Below are 16,005 nucleotides of genomic sequence, written 5' to 3'. Positions count from 1 at the left end.
AAAATTTTTAACTACCAATTATACAGCTTTAGGATCTAAAGCAATAGCAGGACTCATTGTACTTGATAAGTGGATTGACTTAATATAAGTACCTTTAGCTGCAGTTGGTTTTAATTTTATTAATGTTTGAATAATTTCGTGAGCATTGTCATAGATTTTATCAGCATCAAAAGATACTTTACCTATACCTGCGTGAACAATACCGGTTTTATCAACTTTAAAGTCAATTTTACCAGCTTTAACTTCTTGAACAGCTTTAGCAACATCCATAGTTACAGTACCTGTTTTAGGGTTCGGCATTAAACCACGAGGTCCTAAAATACGACCTAACGGACCTAATTTACCCATAACAGCTGGCATAGTGATGATTACATCCACATCAGTCCAACCGTCTTTAATTTTTTGTAGATACTCATCTAAACCAACATAATCTGCACCAGCAGCTTTTGCTTCAGCTTCTTTATCTGGAGTTACAAGCGCTAAAACGCGTGTATCTTTTCCTGTTCCATGAGGCAATGTTACTACACCTCTAACCATTTGGTTCGCTTTTCTCGGATCAACTCCAAGACGAACAGCGATGTCTACAGACTCATCAAATTTTGCAGTAGCTACATCTTTAATTAATGCAGAAGCATCTTTTAAAGTGTATAATCTGTTTTTTTCAATTTTTGATGCAGCCTCTTTTTGCTTTTTAGTCAATTTTGCCATGTCTAATTCATTTAACGATTAAAAAGGAGCATCTCCTGTTACTGTAATTCCCATAGATCTTGCAGTACCGGCAACCATACTCATTGCTTTTTCAATTGTAAAAGCATTTAAGTCAGGCATTTTGTCTTCTGCAATAACTTTGATTTGATCCCAAGTAACGTTTGCTACTTTCTTTCTGTTTGGTTGTCCTGAACCAGACTTAACTTTAGCCGCTTCTAATAACTGAACAGCAGCAGGTGGCGTTTTTACAACAAAGTCGAAAGACTTGTCTTTGTACACAGTAATTTGTACTGGTAACACTTTGCCGGGTTTATCTTGTGTTCTGGCATTAAATTGCTTACAGAACTCCATGATGTTAACTCCAGCAGCCCCCAAAGCAGGTCCAACCGGTGGCGATGGATTCGCAGCACCTCCCTTAACTTGTAGTTTAACTACTTTACTAACTTCTTTTGCCATTTTTTAAAAAAATTTAGCACATCTAAACAATTGGAAGCAAAGATGCGATTGTATATGTAACAAAAATTATACTTTTTCAACTTGCATAAAATTCAGCTCTAAAGGTGTTTTTCTACCGAAAATTTTCACCATCACTTCAAGTTTACGCTTTTCTTCATTAACTTTTTCAATAGTCCCGTTAAAACCATTAAAAGGACCATCAATAACTTTAACTGTCTCCCCGACAGCGTAAGGGATAGCCACATTATCCGCCTTAATTGATAATTCATCAACTTTACCTAACATTCTGTTTACTTCAGATTGTCTTAAAGGCACTGCATCACCTCCCTTAGTTTCTCCTAAAAAACCTATAACACCAGGAATAGACTTTATAATATGAGGAACCTCACCCGTTAAGTTTGCCTCAATCATCACATAACCCGGAAAATACACTCTTTCTTTAGTGATCTTTTTACCATCCCTAACCTGAACTACTTTTTCAGTAGGAACCAATACCTGAGCAACATAATCAGACATCCCCAAACGAGAGGTTTCAGTCTCAATATAATTCTTTACCTTATTCTCCTGACCACTTACAGCTCTAACTACATACCACTTTTTAACATTATTATCTGCCATTGTAGCCTATCTTTATTTAATAATATTAAAAAATCCCGCCAATGCCTTAACAAACAACTGATCTACACCATATGTTAACAAAGCAAAAACAACAGAGAAAACAGCAACAATAATTGTCAAACGTTGCACTTCCGCCCATTCCGGCCAGGTCACATTAGTTTTCAATTCTTGAAAAGCTTCTGAAATATAATTAACAAATTTTGCCATTTCTTTCTTTTTTGCACGGGCGGAGAGATTCGAACTCCCACCAGCGGTTTTGGAGACCGCGATTCTACCCTTAAACTACGCCCGTATATAAGCCGGATTACTCCGGCTTAAGTTTTATAAATCAACTAAAAATTAGTCTAAAATTTCAGTTACCTGACCAGCACCTACTGTTCTACCACCTTCACGGATAGCGAAACGTAAACCTACTGATAAAGCGATTGGATTCAACAACTCAACTTCGATAGTTAAGTTATCACCTGGCATAACCATCTCCACACCTGCTGGTAATTTAATTGTACCTGTTACATCAGTTGTACGTACGTAGAACTGAGGACGGTAATTGTTATGGAATGGCGTATGACGACCACCTTCTTCTTTTTTCAAGATATAAACCTCAGCTTTAAAATGAGCGTGCGGTTTTACAGAACCTGGTTTACAGATTACCATACCTCTTTTGATATCAGCTTTATCAATACCTCTCAATAACAAACCAACGTTATCTCCAGCTTCACCTCTATCTAAGATTTTACAGAACATCTCAACTCCTGTAATTGTAGAAGTCAATTTATCAGCCCCCATACCAATGATTTCAACCGGATCACCTGTATTAGCAATACCTGTTTCGATACGTCCTGTAGCTACAGTACCACGACCAGTAATTGTAAACACGTCTTCAACTGGCATCAAGAATGGTTTTTCGTTATCACGAACTGGCTCTTCAATCCACTCATCAACAGCATTCATTAATTCCATAACAGTTTCAACCCATTTTGGCTCACCATTCAATGCACCAAGAGCAGAACCTTTAACAACAGGACCATTATCACCATCATATTGATAGAAAGACAATAGATCTCTGATTTCCATTTCTACTAACTCTAACAACTCAGCATCATCAACCATATCCACTTTATTCATGAATACAACGATTCTAGGCACACCAACCTGACGACCTAACAAGATGTGCTCACGAGTTTGAGGCATCGGACCATCAGTAGCAGCTACCACTAAAATAGCACCATCCATCTGAGCAGCACCCGTTACCATGTTTTTAACGTAATCCGCGTGACCTGGACAGTCAACGTGTGCGTAGTGACGTTTTGCAGTTTGATATTCTACGTGAGATGTATTAATAGTAATACCTCTTTCTTTTTCTTCCGGAGCATTGTCAATCTGATCGAAAGATCTAGCTTCTGATAAACCAGCATCTGCTAATACTTTAGTAATAGCAGCAGTCAAAGTGGTTTTACCGTGGTCAACGTGTCCGATAGTACCAATATTTAAATGGGGTTTCGAACGATCAAAGGTTTCTTTTGCCATGACTTAATAATTTAATCTTAGTTATTATATATTAGTGTTCAAATTTAATACACCATAAAGAGCCAATGACGGGATTTGAACCCGTGACCTCTTCCTTACCAAGGAAGCACTCTACCCCTGAGCTACACCGGCTTTTCCCTGTCATCAACAGGTTAAAAATGTGGGGAGAGCAGGATTCGAACCTGCGAAGGTGAAAACCAGCAGATTTACAGTCTGCCCTCGTTGGCCGCTTGAGTATCTCCCCAATCCATATTTTTTTCAATTCTTTAAAGAACAAGAGCCGATGGAGGGACTCGAACCCACGACCTGCTGATTACAAATCAGCTGCTCTAGCCAGCTGAGCTACACCGGCGACTCTCAATAAAAAAGTCCGCTATTTCTAACGGACTGCAAATGTATATAATTTATTTTTTATTCAAAACTTTTTTTGTCTTTTTTTTATCTTACAAATAAGCTCTTACTTTTTCTTTATGTTTTACCAACATTCTTTCTAATGATTCTTCAGCCGAATCTATGCCTTCTTCAAATGTTTTACACGTTTTTTTTACAACCAATTCATCGCCGGGAACCTGAACTTTAACCTCTACGGTTTTATTTTCTTTATCACTGGTATTCTCAACTCTTAAAAAGACATCAGAAGCTACTATTTTATCAAAATACTTTTCTAATTTTCCTAACTTCTCATTAGTAAAATCAACTAATTTTTTGTCAATGTTAAAATTAACTGCCTGAACATTTACTTTCATATTTAAAATGTTTTAAGGTTAAACGATGAGTTATTTCAGATTTCTAGGATGCGACTTCTCGTATACATTTTTCAGCTCTGCTAAGCTACTATGTGTATAAATCTGAGTTGAGGCTAAACTAGCATGACCCAATAACTCTTTTACTGAATTAAGATCGGCTCCGTTATTTAACAAGTGTGTTGCAAACGTATGCCTAAGAACGTGCGGACTCTTTTTTACTTTTTGAGACACACTACTAAAGTAATCATTTATTAGACGATAAACAAACGATTCGCTTATTTTCCTGCCTTTTTTAGACAAAATTAACACTTCGCTTTCTGACAGTATATTTTCACTTTTTTTAAGCCTTTGGTACTCAACAATCAGCTCTATTGTAACCGGCAACAAAGGAATAATCCGCTCCTTATTTCTCTTCCCTAAAACCTTAACCGACTTGTTGTAAAAATCCACATTAGACTCCTTTAAATCAATCAACTCAGCACGCCTCATCCCGGTAGTATAAAACAACTCTATAATCAACCGATTCCTAACTCCTTCAAACCCGGAAGGAAAATCAGTAAGTTCAACAACCTGTTTCAGCTCTTTTTCAGAAAACGGAACCTGAACTTTCTTCGCCACTTTCAATGATTTATGCTTTACCAACGGATTTACAGAAATCACCTTAACCTTAAGCAGAAACTTATAAAAAGACTTTAAAGATGATATTTTACGATTCACAGAATTATTAGAAACGCCTTTCTCGATCATCATAACAATCCAAGCTCTTACCATATTGTATTTCACTACATCCAAGAACTCTTCCTCAAACTCCTTTTTTATAAATTCCCGAAATTCAGAAACATCATTTACATAAGCCAACACTGTATGTCGGGAATACTTTCGTTCCTTTTCCAGATAATCTTTATAAGCTTGGATATTTCGCATAAAAAAACCGTTAGTAACAAAGGTAATCTTTATTACTAACGGTTTTAAACTTTTAATTCAAAAAAATTATGATTCAGCTGAATCTTTCAATCTTTGAATATATTGTGCTTTCTGTACTTCAGCTCTTCTCGCAACTGACGGTTTCGTAAACTGCTGACGTGATCTTAATTGACGAACTGTTCCAGTTTTATCAAATTTTCTCTTGTAACGTTTTAACGCTTTATCGATATTTTCTCCGTCTTTAATAGGTATAATTAACATAGTCTAGACACCTCCTCTCATTTAGGCTGCAAATATAGAAAACTTTTTTCATTAGGAACAAATTTTATTTTTTAATTTTTCTTTCCTTATCTATTCTTGTAGATATGAGTATTTTCCACTATTTTTAAGCTTATTAAAAACCAAACAGAATAATATGAACACAATTGATGTAATTGATCTGCACTTTCAATCAGAGGAAAGTATTGCTTCTTTCCTGATCCCGTCATCCGACGGCTTAATCCTCATAGAATCGGGACCTGAAAGCACTTGGAAAAATCTAGAGAAGGGAATTATAGACTTAGGATATAAAACAGAAGATATCAAACACGTTTTCCTTACACACATCCATTTTGATCACGCCGGTGCCGCTTGGAAATTAGCTGAAAAAGGCGCTACTATATATGTTCATCCGATAGGATTACCTCACATGGCTAATCCTGAAAAACTCTGGAATTCTGCAAGTCAGATCTACGGAGATGACATGGACAGGCTTTGGGGAAAAATGAGACCCATTCCGGAAAATCAATTAAAAGCAGTCGACGACGGAGATGAAATCACAATAGGAGAACACAAGATCAACGTTTGGTATACTCCAGGACACGCTATACACCACAATGCTTATCAGATCAACGACATCATCTTTACCGGAGATGTTGCAGGGGTAAAAATAGAAAACGGCCCCGTTCAACCTCCTTGCCCGCCACCCGACATCAATCTTGATCTATGGATTAAATCAATAGCTAAACTAAAAGCTCTAAATCCAAGTACGCTATACTTAACACACTTCTCTCGACAAGAAAACCCTATAGCCTTATTAGAGGAATTAGAAAACAGACTTTATTCTTGGGCTAACTGGATCAAACCTTATTTTGACAGCCAAGCTCCCATTGCAGAAGTTACTCCGAAATTTGTTGAATTCACAAAACAAGAATTGATCGCAAGTGGTTTAACCCAACACGAGATCAAACGATACGAATACGCAAATCCTAGTTTCATGTCAGTTACCGGGCTTTACCGTTACTGGAAATTAAAATCGGAAGGAAGAATATAACAGAAGTAAAAAAAAGCTGCCTGAATTCAGGCAGCTTTTCACAATCAAACATCTATTGTAACCTTAGTTAAATAAACATTATTCTTTTAAAATATTTCGAGAAATAACCAATTTTTGTATTTCTGTTGTACCTTCTCCTATTGTACATAATTTAGAGTCGCGATAGAATTTCTCCACCGGAAAATCTTTAGTATATCCATAACCTCCGTGTATCTGAATTGCGTCCGTAGAAACCTTCACACACACTTCAGAAGCATACATTTTTGCCATTGCCCCTAATTTGGTAACTGGTTTATGGTTATTTTTCAGATAAGCTGCCTTATGCAATAGCAATTCAGAGGCTTCTATTTCAGTAGCCATATCCGCTAATTTGAAGCCTATAGCCTGGAAATCACTGATCGGTTTTCCGAATTGATGGCGCTCTTTCGAATATTTCAGAGCAGCTTCATAAGCTCCTTTAGCAATACCTAAAGAAAGTGCCCCGATAGATATCCGACCGCCATCTAAAACTTTCATAGCTTGTATAAAACCTTCTCCGACCTCACCTAAACGATTAGCATCTGGCACCACACAACTATCAAAGATCAACTCAGCAGTTTCACTGGCTCTCATCCCCAGTTTATTCTCTTTTTTCCCGGAAGAAAATCCCGGTGTTCCTTTTTCAACAACAAAAGCCGTCATACCTCTTGAATCTCCTTTTTCTCCCGTTCGGGCAATAACAACCGCTACATTTCCTGTAATTGCATGTGTAATAAAGTTCTTGGCTCCGTTAAGCACCCAATTATCCCCTTGTTTAACAGCAGTGGAATTCATTCCTCCCGCATCTGAACCGGTATTATGCTCCGTTAATCCCCACGCACCTATCCATTCTCCGGTGGCTAACTTAGGTATCCATTTTTTCTTTTGCTCATCATTTGCAAAAGTTAAAATATGATTTGTACAAAGTGAATTATGGGCAGCTACTGAAAGCCCTATCGACGAGTCTACTTTTGAAATTTCTTCTATAACGGTAATGTATTCATGATACCCTAATCCCGAACCTCCAAGCTCTTCCGGAACTAACACTCCCATAAAACCCATTTCCCCTAATTTCTTAAAAAGTTCAACCGGAAAAATCTGGGCTTCATCCCATTCCATTATAAAAGGTCTAATGTGAACTTCTGCAAAATCCCGAATGGATTCTGCGATCATTTTTTGCGTTTCAGTATATTCAAAATTCATGTTTAGAAATGCTTATTTTTTTACATTTCCAAATATAAAGCTATTATTTTTATTTTTTCAACAGGAAAATCATTTATTTTTGTTAAATCTTCAATATTTTGAACTCCTCCATTCATACTTCTGTACGTCACAATACCTTTAGCTAACTTGTAATCAAAATAAGGAAAAGAAGCTAATTCTTTAACCGAAGCTGAATTAACATTAATTTTCTTAATCAGTTCCTTATTCTCTTCAGAAACAAAGAAACGATTATGCACTTTTTCATACACTTCAGGGGTAATTCCCCAAACATATTGCAATTGTTCAATTGCAACAAATGCCCCGAATTTCTCTTTTTCTTTTAATATAATGTCAGAAATTTTATCTCCTATTCCATAGACCTCCATCCAATCTTCTTTAGTTGCCAAATTAGCATCTATTAACGAAACTACTTTTGATTGTGAATCTAAAAATTTATGATTTGAATTATTCTGCTGAACCTCCTTCCTATTAACCCAATCAGGGAACTTAAAATACGGAGAGATCAGAGCCAATAGAGAATCCGAAACACCCGTAACTTTCTGAAACTCCTTGGCTGAATTAACAAAAGTTCCTTCTGCTCTGAATTTACGAAGCTTATCCAATTCTTGTACTGACATTCCTAAAACATATCCTTTATAATCTGTAATAAAGTTGGGATTAAAAGGATAAATTTTAGATTTAGCATTAATCTGACTCCCTTTAAGCGAATCTATTTCCTGCTGAACCGCCAGCCATTGCACTTCTTTTTCAGAAAGTTTGTATTCCGAAAGACTTCTGTTTTTATAAAAATAATAGAAAACCTGAATCAACAGTATCAACAGGGTCAAAATAAAAATCCCACTTCTGTGTTCAGACGAATACACAAAGTAGGATTTTAATTTCTTTATACGCATAGCTTGATAAAACTACTCAGGTTGTCTTTCCTGAACATCATCATTCTCACTATATGAATCCGGCTCTTGCTTAGGCGGAGTAGTCAATACTTTATAAAAAAAGTAACTGGCAAAGGCAATCACAATACCTTGTGCACAAACCATAGTTATTAACGCTGCTGTATTCATAATGTTGCTCTCCCTTCTTTTACACGTTTTCTATATGCTAAATATACCACAACTGATATAAAAATAAATAAACTCAACAGTAACATTCTCCCTATGAATTTATAAAATGCACTGTTCGTAAATTCTCCTTTAGCTATAACATCATTCGGTTTCACAACATCTCCTAATTGAACTGTTGCTTTTTGTCCTTTTGATGGATCAAAGCTATATTCTTTATAATCCGTAAAACTAACAACCTTAACTTGTTTGGTTTCCTTATCAAAAACCTTCTTCTCACTATCAAAAGCAATTTTAACATGATCTTCTGCCACATCAACTACTTTTCCATCCTTTTCACCGGCGGCATCAAAATTCTCTGCTCTGAACTCTTTAGCAAACCATTCTTTATTATAAGTATCATTATCTTTTACCTTATCAACCCAGTCAGGCACACTTGAAACCAAAACCCAACCTAGCAATAAAGGTGTAACAATTAAAATAATATACTTATAAATTCCCGGTAATTTAATATCTGCACCTTTATTGATCTCTGCCCATCCTTTTTTAATTCCGAAAATATAGGAAAACAATACAGTTTCAAGAAAAGCAAAAACCACCAAACTCACAGTCCCTGCCCAATAGTCGTACTGATCGAATAATCCTTCATTATAGAAAATCACAGTTGGCAGTCCCATGATCAAGGCTAATGCTCCGAAAGACCAGGCCCCTTTTGTTTTACTCCAATTAAACTCATCCTGCATAAAGCCCATCCACGGTGTACCCATAGCCAAAGAAGATGTTATCCCTGCAAAGAACAATAAGCCAAACCAGAATACTCCGGCAAAAACTGCTAAAACAGAACCCCATTGCTGGAACAGATAAGGCATTGTTTGGAAGGCCATACCAAAACCTGCATTTTGGATTACCCAATCTAAACCTAAATAACCTGCCGCAATAGGAATAACAATTAAACTTCCTAATACTACTTCCACGAATTCATTCATAAAACCGGCTGAAACAGCATTTAAAGCAATATCATCTTTTTCTCTCACATAAGCAGCATAACAATGAACCGTCCCCATACCTACAGAAAGCGTAAAGAATATCTGACCTGCGGCTGCCAGCCATACTTTCGGATTTGATAGTGAATCAAATTGGGGTGTCCAAAGGAAGTTTAAGCCATCCCATGCATTTGCATCCGGAAAAATATCCGATGCTCCGGATGTTCCCAAAGTCAAACCTCTGACTGCTAAAATAAAACCAAATAGGATCAATAACGGCATACCAATTTTAGCTACTTTTTCAATTCCTCCTAATCCTTTAGAAAGGATATAGGTGTTCAACAATAAACAGATGATATAAAAAACAATAGATTCATAAGGAATACCTGTTGTAGAATGGGACACATCTACATAAGAGTTAAAGAATCCCGCTACTTCACCCTGACTCATTTCACTGAATGTTCCCACAACAGAATGGTAAACATAAGACATAGTCCAAGATTCAATATAGCAATAATAGGAAGCAACCGCAATGTTAGTAAAAATACCGAAAACACCTATGTATTTCCATATTTTCCCTTTTGCCATTGTATCTAAAATATAAGGAGTACTGTGATTCCCGAATTTACCTCCGTAACGTCCGGTAGACCACTCTATGAATAATAATGGGATACCCATTACCAAGAAACATATTAAATAAGGAATAATAAAGGCTCCTCCTCCATTCTGTACTGCCTGAACCGGAAATCTTAAAAAATTCCCTAGCCCGACTGCATTCCCGGCCATTGCCAAAATGAGTCCGACACGCGAACCCCAAGACTCTGTTTTTGTTGACATATTATAGTTTTGGTTGTTAATTCCCCAAAGATACTAATTCTTAACAAAAAACAAAGAAAAGTTAATTTTAAGCTAACCTGCTTTTTACAGATCAAATACAGAGCTACGCTTAGTGTAAATCATATCTTTAAGTTTTAACAAAAAAGCTAACGTAAGATAAAACCCAAAGCCTAAACCAACAGTTATAAATGATATGTAAATAAAAAACAAACGTACATTTGTAGCACGCATTCCAAGACGCTCAGCCAGCCTTGATGCTACAAAAAAACCATGTTTTTCAAAAAAATGAAGCAGTTTGTAAATCATGGCTTAAAGGTACATCATTTTTTTAAAAGTTGTATTCCTATTGCACATTTTAAGCATTGCTTGTCATTGCAATACTTTTTCTTTAATTGTAGTAAAGCCTGTGAATCGTACGCATTCCTATTGGAAATATTAAGCGCTTCAAAATTACTTAGAATAGCATTGTGCTCCGGTTTCAATTCTCGCAAAAAAACTATAATTTTCTCTGTAATATCCTTATCCTGATATTTACTATAAGCATATTGTAACGGAATAACCGCGTTAATTGCCAAAAGTTCCGTAAACTCTGCCGACATCCTTTTCGATTTAAACTTACTCACCTTATCAAAAGTATAATGTGTATTCCAGTATTCAGAAACTTCTATCCTCAACAATTCTGATAGTTTTTGAACGGAATTCATTTGGTTTACCAATGTATAGATACTATGCTCATGACAAACCAAAGCGGCTAACTGAGCTAAGCGAATTGTCGGAAAATTATCCGGACGAAGCTTATAGAACTGCAACTCAATATAAGCTATCTTTAACAGTTGATATTTTTGTTTTTGATAGTTCCATATTTGCTGTAATTCTTTTGGATATTGCTCTTCAAAATCAGATTCCAACTAACCGGAAACACCAAAGAGCAAAGCTTCTATATTTTTTGGTTCGTGTCGCTCTTTCCGTAAAACAGAAACCGGAATTGCTTTTAGAATATTTAAAAATGCCTCTCCATTTGTATTTAATCCGAAATTCTTCGCTAAAACCGCCATGTAAGTAGCTTCCCAATCTTTGTTCAAACTACAAAAAAGCTCATGAATATCAACAGCGCGTTCTTCCAATCGTTCAAAGAACAAACGTTCTTTCCAATTTTCCAGAATAAAGTTATCAACTGAAGCTATTGAGCTTTCACAATTGATCCACTGTTTGGTGTTTAACAAATCATCTATCTTTTGAATCAAAAGACTATCTACAACATTTTGAAGTTCTAACACCGAAATTTCTGAATTATCTTTTCGGTACACTTCGGTATCGTGCTCCCAAACCACATGTAAAATAACATTATCATAATTAGCATCGGTTTCATGATGATGCAAATACCAATCGGATGATTTAACATGAATCTCAATATTACCGGCCCATTTTTGGTTACCGATAAACATTTGAGCATTAAAAAAATCAGGACCTGAAGTCTGTAAGTAGGAACCAAATTGAAGAATTTCAATTTTTTCTCCTTTCGTAGTAAATAAACGGGTTACATCAACTTGCTTGTGCAACCACAAGTAGTGTAAAATTTTTTCTTTCATAATAAATAATCTGTATGGCGTATATGACTGCTAAAATAATCAAAGTTTTATATTTGTAAAAACAATCCAACCAAAAAATGAAAAGATTTTTCTTACTACTCGTTTTTTTAAGCTTCTTATTTTCAAATGCTCAACATAAAACAGCATACAAAATCAGTTTCTCTAAAATATATAATGGTAACCCAATTGATACGGAAAACCCGATTATAACTTTCGCTACTACCGAACAATGCTTGATCACAACTCATAACATTCAGACTCAAAAAGCGGATTTCCCTTTCGAACGAACTATTGTATATCCAAAGTCGGGTGAATTTGTAAAAATGAACAATTTGTCTAAAGACAAAACGATCAGCACAAAAGACACCGCTTCCTTAGCAAAGCAAGAATTTAAAATTACAGATGAATTCAAATCTATTTTGGGCTACAAATGCCGAAAAGCCGAAACAGTCATTAATTCCAATCATATCGATATCTGGTATACCACTCAACTACATATAAACGGAGGCCCGAGTGTTCTGGGACAAACTCTAGGTTTGGTTTTAGAAATAAACCGCAATAATAATTACATCATCACTGCCGAAAAAATTGAGAAAACAAAGAACTTTACGCCATTACAATTAGACGAAAAACAATTTGTTGACATCTTAACTTATAACGATCTGGTATGGAAAAGCCGGTTTAAGATCATCCCCGTCTTTGAAGAAGAATTAGTCCGTTTTTCCGACGAAGCCCGCTCAAGCGACAGTATTTTACGTTTCGCCAACGGTACTATTATTCTAAAGAAAATCCGATTTCCGGAATTTAAAAAAGGAGATCAAATCTTTGTGGAACTGAAAGAACAATCAAATGGAGATGCTTACGACCGAACCGGAAGTGTTTTTATAATACCGCAAGACAAACCTATCTCTTTTTTAAACGGACTGCAAGAAGGTGCGAAAACCCTACCGATCTATACTAACGGAAACGGAAAGGAATATCAAGGAGTTGTGGCTACTCCCGAATATTCTCCATTGATTGAGCTTATGCGCTTTTTCACACCTTTCGGCATCCATCAATACAACCATATCAGATTAAAAAATAAAGAATGGTATGATGCAGTTTCTTATAGAGAAGAAGTTTCTGAATTGCGTTCTTTTCTTTCCGGAAAAGAATTTTGGGTAGGTTGTTTTATCGGGAACTATGACAAAGGCGGACATAAAATATCTCTGAACATAAGCATTCATCACGAAGAAACGGAAGTTTTCAATTACGACACCGTTATTCCTTTATTTAACACTACCAATGTCATGGAAATGGCCGGTCAGGAATATGGTACAATGTTCAATAGTGAAAAAGGATTACTTGTATCTTTCAGAACTCATACAAAAATTGAAAATGCAGTATTGCGTTATACTGTAACCGGACACGGAGGTTGGGAAAACGGCGATGAATTTGTCCCGAAAGCCAATACTATATATCTTGACGGACAAAAAATACAAACGTTAATTCCGTGGCGACAAGATTGTGGCTCCTATCGCTTATTTAATCCTGCATCGGGTAATTTTGCTAACGGCTTGTCTTCATCTGACTACAGTCGCTCTAACTGGTGTCCCGGAACAGTAACCTATCCTTTTTATATTTTTCTGGGAAATTTATCTGAAGGGGAACATACCTTACAGGTACAGATCCCGCAAGGCGAACCTGAAGGCGGAAGTTTCAGCGCCTGGAATGTATCGGGAGTATTGCTTGGGAATTAGTATTTATCAGGCTCTACATGGATAAGGACATGTCCTAAATTAGGAATTTCGTTTCGCAAATAGTCTTTTAATTTATGAGCAATTGCATGTCCTTCTCTAACGGATACATTTCCATTTACAATAGCATGAAGATCCACGTGATGTTTCATTCCTGATTTTCGAATGAAACACTTTTCCGTTCCTAGAACACCCGGAACTTCAATCGCTTTTTCACGAATTTCCGCAATTAAATCATCATACAAATGTTCGTCCATAATTTCGCCTAAAGCAGGTCTGAAAATTTTATAACTGTTATACAGAATAAAACCGGATGCTAATAAAGCAGCCCAATCATCAGCTGTTTCAAAGCCTTCTCCAAAGTAAATCGCTATAGAAATACCAACAAAAGCAGTTACTGAAGTTATAGCATCGCTCCTATGGTGCCACGCATCTGCTTGTAACGAAGTACTATTGGTTTCTTTCCCCTTTTTCATGACAACACGGTAGGATATCTCTTTCCAGATGATAATACCTGCCAGCACTAACAATGTCCATTTTTCCGGGTTTTATGTGGCGTTCTGATGTTTTCAATACTTTCGTAGGCAATGATCGTTGCAGAAGTAACCAAAAAAGCAACTACTATAAATGTTATTAAGGGTTCTATTTTCCCATGACCATACGGATGGTTGTCATCTGCAGGACGCTCAGCATATTTTAGTCCGAATAAGACTAACAGTGAGGAAAAAATATCCGTTGTAGATTCAATAGCATCAGCAATAAGCGCATAAGAATTTCCCAAAATACCTGCTACTCCTTTAATAGCAGCCAAAGCAGTATTTCCAAAAATACTGAAATACGTGGTTTTTATAGCTGTTTTTTCGTTGTTCATTTTTTCAGAAAAAAAGCGCTATTATTTAATAGCGCTGATGATATCATGTTTGGTTATAATGTGAAATTTGCTTTCTCCCAGATCTACCAAAACCGCTTGATTTTCTTTGGTGATCAATTTTGAAATTTCTTCTACCGGAACCGAAGCTTTCACAACAGGGAATGGTTTTCCCATTACTTCTTTAATCGGTTTATCGGCAATGTCTTTATCCTCCACATAACTACGAAACAAATCTGCTTCGTCTACACTACCTACAAATCCTTTACTATCCACTACCGGAATTTGAGAAATTTTATATTTCTTCATACGTTCAATTGCATGTGAAACCAATTCTTCTGTCTTAACGGTAACTAAAGGCTTATCTATATGATCTTTGATCAAATCTTCTGCTTTTGTAATTTCTTCTTCTAAGAAACCGCGTTCACGCATCCAATCATCATTAAAAATTTTGCCTACATAACGGCTTCCGCTATCGTGAAATAAGACCACTACTACGTCTTCTGGTTTAAAATGCTCTTTTAGCTGTAAAACTCCTTTAATTGCTGCACCTGCTGAATTTCCAACAAAAATCCCTTCTTCCAAAGCCAGTTTACGTGTAAAAACCGCTGCATCTTTATCTGTTACTTTGGTAAAACCATCAATCAATGAAAAGTCTACATTTTTAGGCAAAATATCTTCACCGATTCCTTCTGTGATGTATGAATAAATTTCATTTTCATCAAAAATACCGGTTTCGTGATACTTTTTAAATACTGATCCGTAAGTATCAACACCCCAGATTTTCACATTCGGATTTTGTTCTTTTAAATATTTAGCAACTCCAGAAATAGTACCTCCGGTTCCGACTCCCACTACAAAATGTGTGACTTTACCTTCTGTTTGTTCCCAAATTTCCGGTCCGGTTTGTTCGTAATGTGCTAAAGCATTACTAGGGTTATCATATTGATTTACATACCACGCATTCGGCACCTCTTCAGACAAACGTTTCGAAACCGAATAATAAGAGCGTGGATCTGTAGGTTCCACATCTGTAGGACAAACAATTACTTTTGCTCCGACAGCTCTAAGGATATCCATTTTCTCTTTTGATTGTTTATCCGTGATTACACAAATCAGTTTATACCCTTTAATAATCGCTCCAAGAGCTAAGCCCATTCCGGTATTTCCTGAAGTTCCTTCAATTATTGTCCCTCCGGGTTTTAATCGCCCGTCGGCCTCAGCATCTTCAATCATTTTAACAGCCATACGATCCTTTACGGAGTTTCCGGGATTAAAAGTTTCTACTTTAGCCAAAACCAAAGCATCAATCTCTTTTGTTATCTTATTGATCTTTACCAAAGGGGTATTTCCGATGGTCTCTAATATATTCTTTGCGTATTTCATTGTAACATGTAAAAG

The 16,005-nt window shown here is 36.3% G+C and carries 16 protein-coding genes, 4 tRNA genes and 2 pseudogenes; 2 read left to right on the top strand and 20 right to left on the bottom strand.

Annotated features, from left to right (window positions below):
- Positions 1 to 18 precede the first annotated feature (18 nt).
- From rplA to rpsU, 12 genes are all read right to left on the bottom strand, one after another.
- Positions 19 to 708 (bottom strand): 50S ribosomal protein L1, encoded by a 690-nt coding sequence (gene rplA / locus DI487_RS10840; RefSeq protein ID WP_109569658.1) that lies wholly within the window; start codon positions 706 to 708, stop codon positions 19 to 21.
- An 18-nt stretch (positions 709 to 726) separates the two neighbouring features.
- Entirely contained in the window at positions 727 to 1,164 is a 438-nt protein-coding gene (gene rplK / locus DI487_RS10835; protein ID WP_109569657.1) for a 50S ribosomal protein L11, read from the bottom strand.
- 66 nt (positions 1,165 to 1,230) lie between these two features.
- Positions 1,231 to 1,782 carry a transcription termination/antitermination protein NusG gene (gene nusG / locus DI487_RS10830; protein WP_109569656.1) on the bottom strand — a complete coding sequence of 184 codons (552 nt, stop codon included), beginning with the start codon at positions 1,780 to 1,782 and terminating at the stop codon, positions 1,231 to 1,233.
- 12 nt (positions 1,783 to 1,794) lie between these two features.
- A complete protein-coding gene (gene secE / locus DI487_RS10825) occupies positions 1,795 to 1,989 on the bottom strand; it encodes a preprotein translocase subunit SecE (RefSeq protein ID WP_109569655.1) in 195 nt (64 codons plus the stop codon).
- A 14-nt stretch (positions 1,990 to 2,003) separates the two neighbouring features.
- Positions 2,004 to 2,074, bottom strand: a tRNA-Trp gene (locus tag DI487_RS10820).
- A 47-nt stretch (positions 2,075 to 2,121) separates the two neighbouring features.
- Positions 2,122 to 3,309, bottom strand: coding sequence for an elongation factor Tu (gene tuf, locus DI487_RS10815; protein WP_109569654.1), 1,188 nt, complete (start codon positions 3,307 to 3,309; stop codon positions 2,122 to 2,124).
- A gap of 60 nt (positions 3,310 to 3,369) precedes the next feature.
- Positions 3,370 to 3,441, bottom strand: a tRNA-Thr gene (locus tag DI487_RS10810).
- 29 nt (positions 3,442 to 3,470) lie between these two features.
- A tRNA-Tyr gene (locus DI487_RS10805) sits at positions 3,471 to 3,553 on the bottom strand.
- Between the two features lie 34 nt (positions 3,554 to 3,587).
- Positions 3,588 to 3,661: transfer RNA gene (locus DI487_RS10800), tRNA-Thr, on the bottom strand.
- A gap of 91 nt (positions 3,662 to 3,752) precedes the next feature.
- Complete coding sequence (gene hpf / locus DI487_RS10795) at positions 3,753 to 4,055, bottom strand: ribosome hibernation-promoting factor, HPF/YfiA family (RefSeq protein ID WP_109569653.1); 303 nt, start codon at positions 4,053 to 4,055, stop codon at positions 3,753 to 3,755.
- A gap of 30 nt (positions 4,056 to 4,085) precedes the next feature.
- Positions 4,086 to 4,979: a tyrosine-type recombinase/integrase gene (locus DI487_RS10790; protein ID WP_109569652.1), complete on the bottom strand. Its 894-nt coding sequence runs from the start codon at positions 4,977 to 4,979 to the stop codon at positions 4,086 to 4,088.
- A 66-nt stretch (positions 4,980 to 5,045) separates the two neighbouring features.
- Complete coding sequence (rpsU, locus tag DI487_RS10785) at positions 5,046 to 5,240, bottom strand: 30S ribosomal protein S21 (protein WP_109569651.1); 195 nt, start codon at positions 5,238 to 5,240, stop codon at positions 5,046 to 5,048.
- A gap of 154 nt (positions 5,241 to 5,394) precedes the next feature.
- Here rpsU and DI487_RS10780 point away from each other — a divergent pair, with 154 nt between their 5' ends.
- Positions 5,395 to 6,291 carry an MBL fold metallo-hydrolase gene (locus DI487_RS10780; protein ID WP_109569650.1) on the top strand — a complete coding sequence of 299 codons (897 nt, stop codon included), beginning with the start codon at positions 5,395 to 5,397 and terminating at the stop codon, positions 6,289 to 6,291.
- A 78-nt stretch (positions 6,292 to 6,369) separates the two neighbouring features.
- On the opposite strand, the gene DI487_RS10775 is transcribed toward DI487_RS10780, so the two are convergent.
- From DI487_RS10775 to DI487_RS10755, 6 genes and pseudogenes are all read right to left on the bottom strand, one after another.
- Positions 6,370 to 7,512, bottom strand: a complete 1,143-nt coding sequence (locus DI487_RS10775) for an acyl-CoA dehydrogenase family protein (protein WP_109569649.1) — start codon at positions 7,510 to 7,512, stop codon at positions 6,370 to 6,372.
- Positions 7,513 to 7,532: 20 nt separating this feature from the next.
- Entirely contained in the window at positions 7,533 to 8,426 is an 894-nt protein-coding gene (locus DI487_RS10770; RefSeq protein ID WP_109569648.1) for a ComEA family DNA-binding protein, read from the bottom strand.
- Between the two features lie 12 nt (positions 8,427 to 8,438).
- Entirely contained in the window at positions 8,439 to 8,594 is a 156-nt protein-coding gene (locus tag DI487_RS16070; protein ID WP_170108201.1) for a hypothetical protein, read from the bottom strand.
- Complete coding sequence (locus DI487_RS10765) at positions 8,591 to 10,411, bottom strand: sodium-dependent transporter (RefSeq protein ID WP_109569647.1); 1,821 nt, start codon at positions 10,409 to 10,411, stop codon at positions 8,591 to 8,593. Before DI487_RS10765 ends, DI487_RS16070 begins: the two co-directional genes overlap by 4 nt.
- An 84-nt stretch (positions 10,412 to 10,495) precedes the next feature.
- Positions 10,496 to 10,717, bottom strand: coding sequence for a PspC family transcriptional regulator (locus DI487_RS10760; protein WP_109569646.1), 222 nt, complete (start codon positions 10,715 to 10,717; stop codon positions 10,496 to 10,498).
- Between the two features lie 14 nt (positions 10,718 to 10,731).
- Positions 10,732 to 12,000 (bottom strand): annotated as a pseudogene (locus DI487_RS10755) (DUF2851 family protein).
- Positions 12,001 to 12,077: 77 nt separating this feature from the next.
- Between DI487_RS10755 and DI487_RS10750 the strand changes: the two are divergent.
- On the top strand, positions 12,078 to 13,739 hold the full coding sequence (locus DI487_RS10750; RefSeq protein ID WP_109569645.1) for a GLPGLI family protein: 1,662 nt from the start codon (positions 12,078 to 12,080) through the stop codon (positions 13,737 to 13,739).
- On the opposite strand, the pseudogene DI487_RS10745 reads toward DI487_RS10750, so the two are convergent.
- Together DI487_RS10745 and DI487_RS10740 are read right to left on the bottom strand one after the other, a co-directional pair.
- A pseudogene (locus DI487_RS10745) lies at positions 13,736 to 14,607 on the bottom strand (cation diffusion facilitator family transporter). The gene DI487_RS10750 and the pseudogene DI487_RS10745 sit on opposite strands and share 4 nt — an antisense overlap.
- A gap of 21 nt (positions 14,608 to 14,628) precedes the next feature.
- The gene (locus DI487_RS10740) at positions 14,629 to 15,990 is read right to left on the bottom strand and encodes a pyridoxal-phosphate dependent enzyme (RefSeq protein ID WP_109570663.1); all 1,362 of its coding nucleotides are present in this window, start codon (positions 15,988 to 15,990) and stop codon (positions 14,629 to 14,631) included.
- Positions 15,991 to 16,005 lie beyond the last annotated feature (15 nt).

Origin of the sequence: Flavobacterium sediminis, from assembly GCF_003148385.1 — a bacterium.
GTDB lineage: Bacteria > Bacteroidota > Bacteroidia > Flavobacteriales > Flavobacteriaceae > Flavobacterium > Flavobacterium sediminis.
Note: the sequence above shows the minus strand (reverse complement) of the source record. Positions and strands in the feature narration are given on the sequence as shown.

Coding starts and splice junctions, on each gene's coding strand:
- rplA (WP_109569658.1), bottom strand. CDS start 708: ATGGCAAAATTGACTAAAAAGCAAAAAGAGGCTGCATCAAAAATTGAA.
- rplK (WP_109569657.1), bottom strand. CDS start 1,164: ATGGCAAAAGAAGTTAGTAAAGTAGTTAAACTACAAGTTAAGGGAGGT.
- nusG (WP_109569656.1), bottom strand. CDS start 1,782: ATGGCAGATAATAATGTTAAAAAGTGGTATGTAGTTAGAGCTGTAAGT.
- secE (WP_109569655.1), bottom strand. CDS start 1,989: ATGGCAAAATTTGTTAATTATATTTCAGAAGCTTTTCAAGAATTGAAA.
- tuf (WP_109569654.1), bottom strand. CDS start 3,309: ATGGCAAAAGAAACCTTTGATCGTTCGAAACCCCATTTAAATATTGGT.
- hpf (WP_109569653.1), bottom strand. CDS start 4,055: ATGAAAGTAAATGTTCAGGCAGTTAATTTTAACATTGACAAAAAATTA.
- DI487_RS10790 (WP_109569652.1), bottom strand. CDS start 4,979: ATGCGAAATATCCAAGCTTATAAAGATTATCTGGAAAAGGAACGAAAG.
- rpsU (WP_109569651.1), bottom strand. CDS start 5,240: ATGTTAATTATACCTATTAAAGACGGAGAAAATATCGATAAAGCGTTA.
- DI487_RS10780 (WP_109569650.1), top strand. CDS start 5,395: ATGAACACAATTGATGTAATTGATCTGCACTTTCAATCAGAGGAAAGT.
- DI487_RS10775 (WP_109569649.1), bottom strand. CDS start 7,512: ATGAATTTTGAATATACTGAAACGCAAAAAATGATCGCAGAATCCATT.
- DI487_RS10770 (WP_109569648.1), bottom strand. CDS start 8,426: ATGCGTATAAAGAAATTAAAATCCTACTTTGTGTATTCGTCTGAACAC.
- DI487_RS16070 (WP_170108201.1), bottom strand. CDS start 8,594: ATGAATACAGCAGCGTTAATAACTATGGTTTGTGCACAAGGTATTGTG.
- DI487_RS10765 (WP_109569647.1), bottom strand. CDS start 10,411: ATGTCAACAAAAACAGAGTCTTGGGGTTCGCGTGTCGGACTCATTTTG.
- DI487_RS10760 (WP_109569646.1), bottom strand. CDS start 10,717: ATGATTTACAAACTGCTTCATTTTTTTGAAAAACATGGTTTTTTTGTA.
- DI487_RS10750 (WP_109569645.1), top strand. CDS start 12,078: ATGAAAAGATTTTTCTTACTACTCGTTTTTTTAAGCTTCTTATTTTCA.
- DI487_RS10740 (WP_109570663.1), bottom strand. CDS start 15,990: ATGAAATACGCAAAGAATATATTAGAGACCATCGGAAATACCCCTTTG.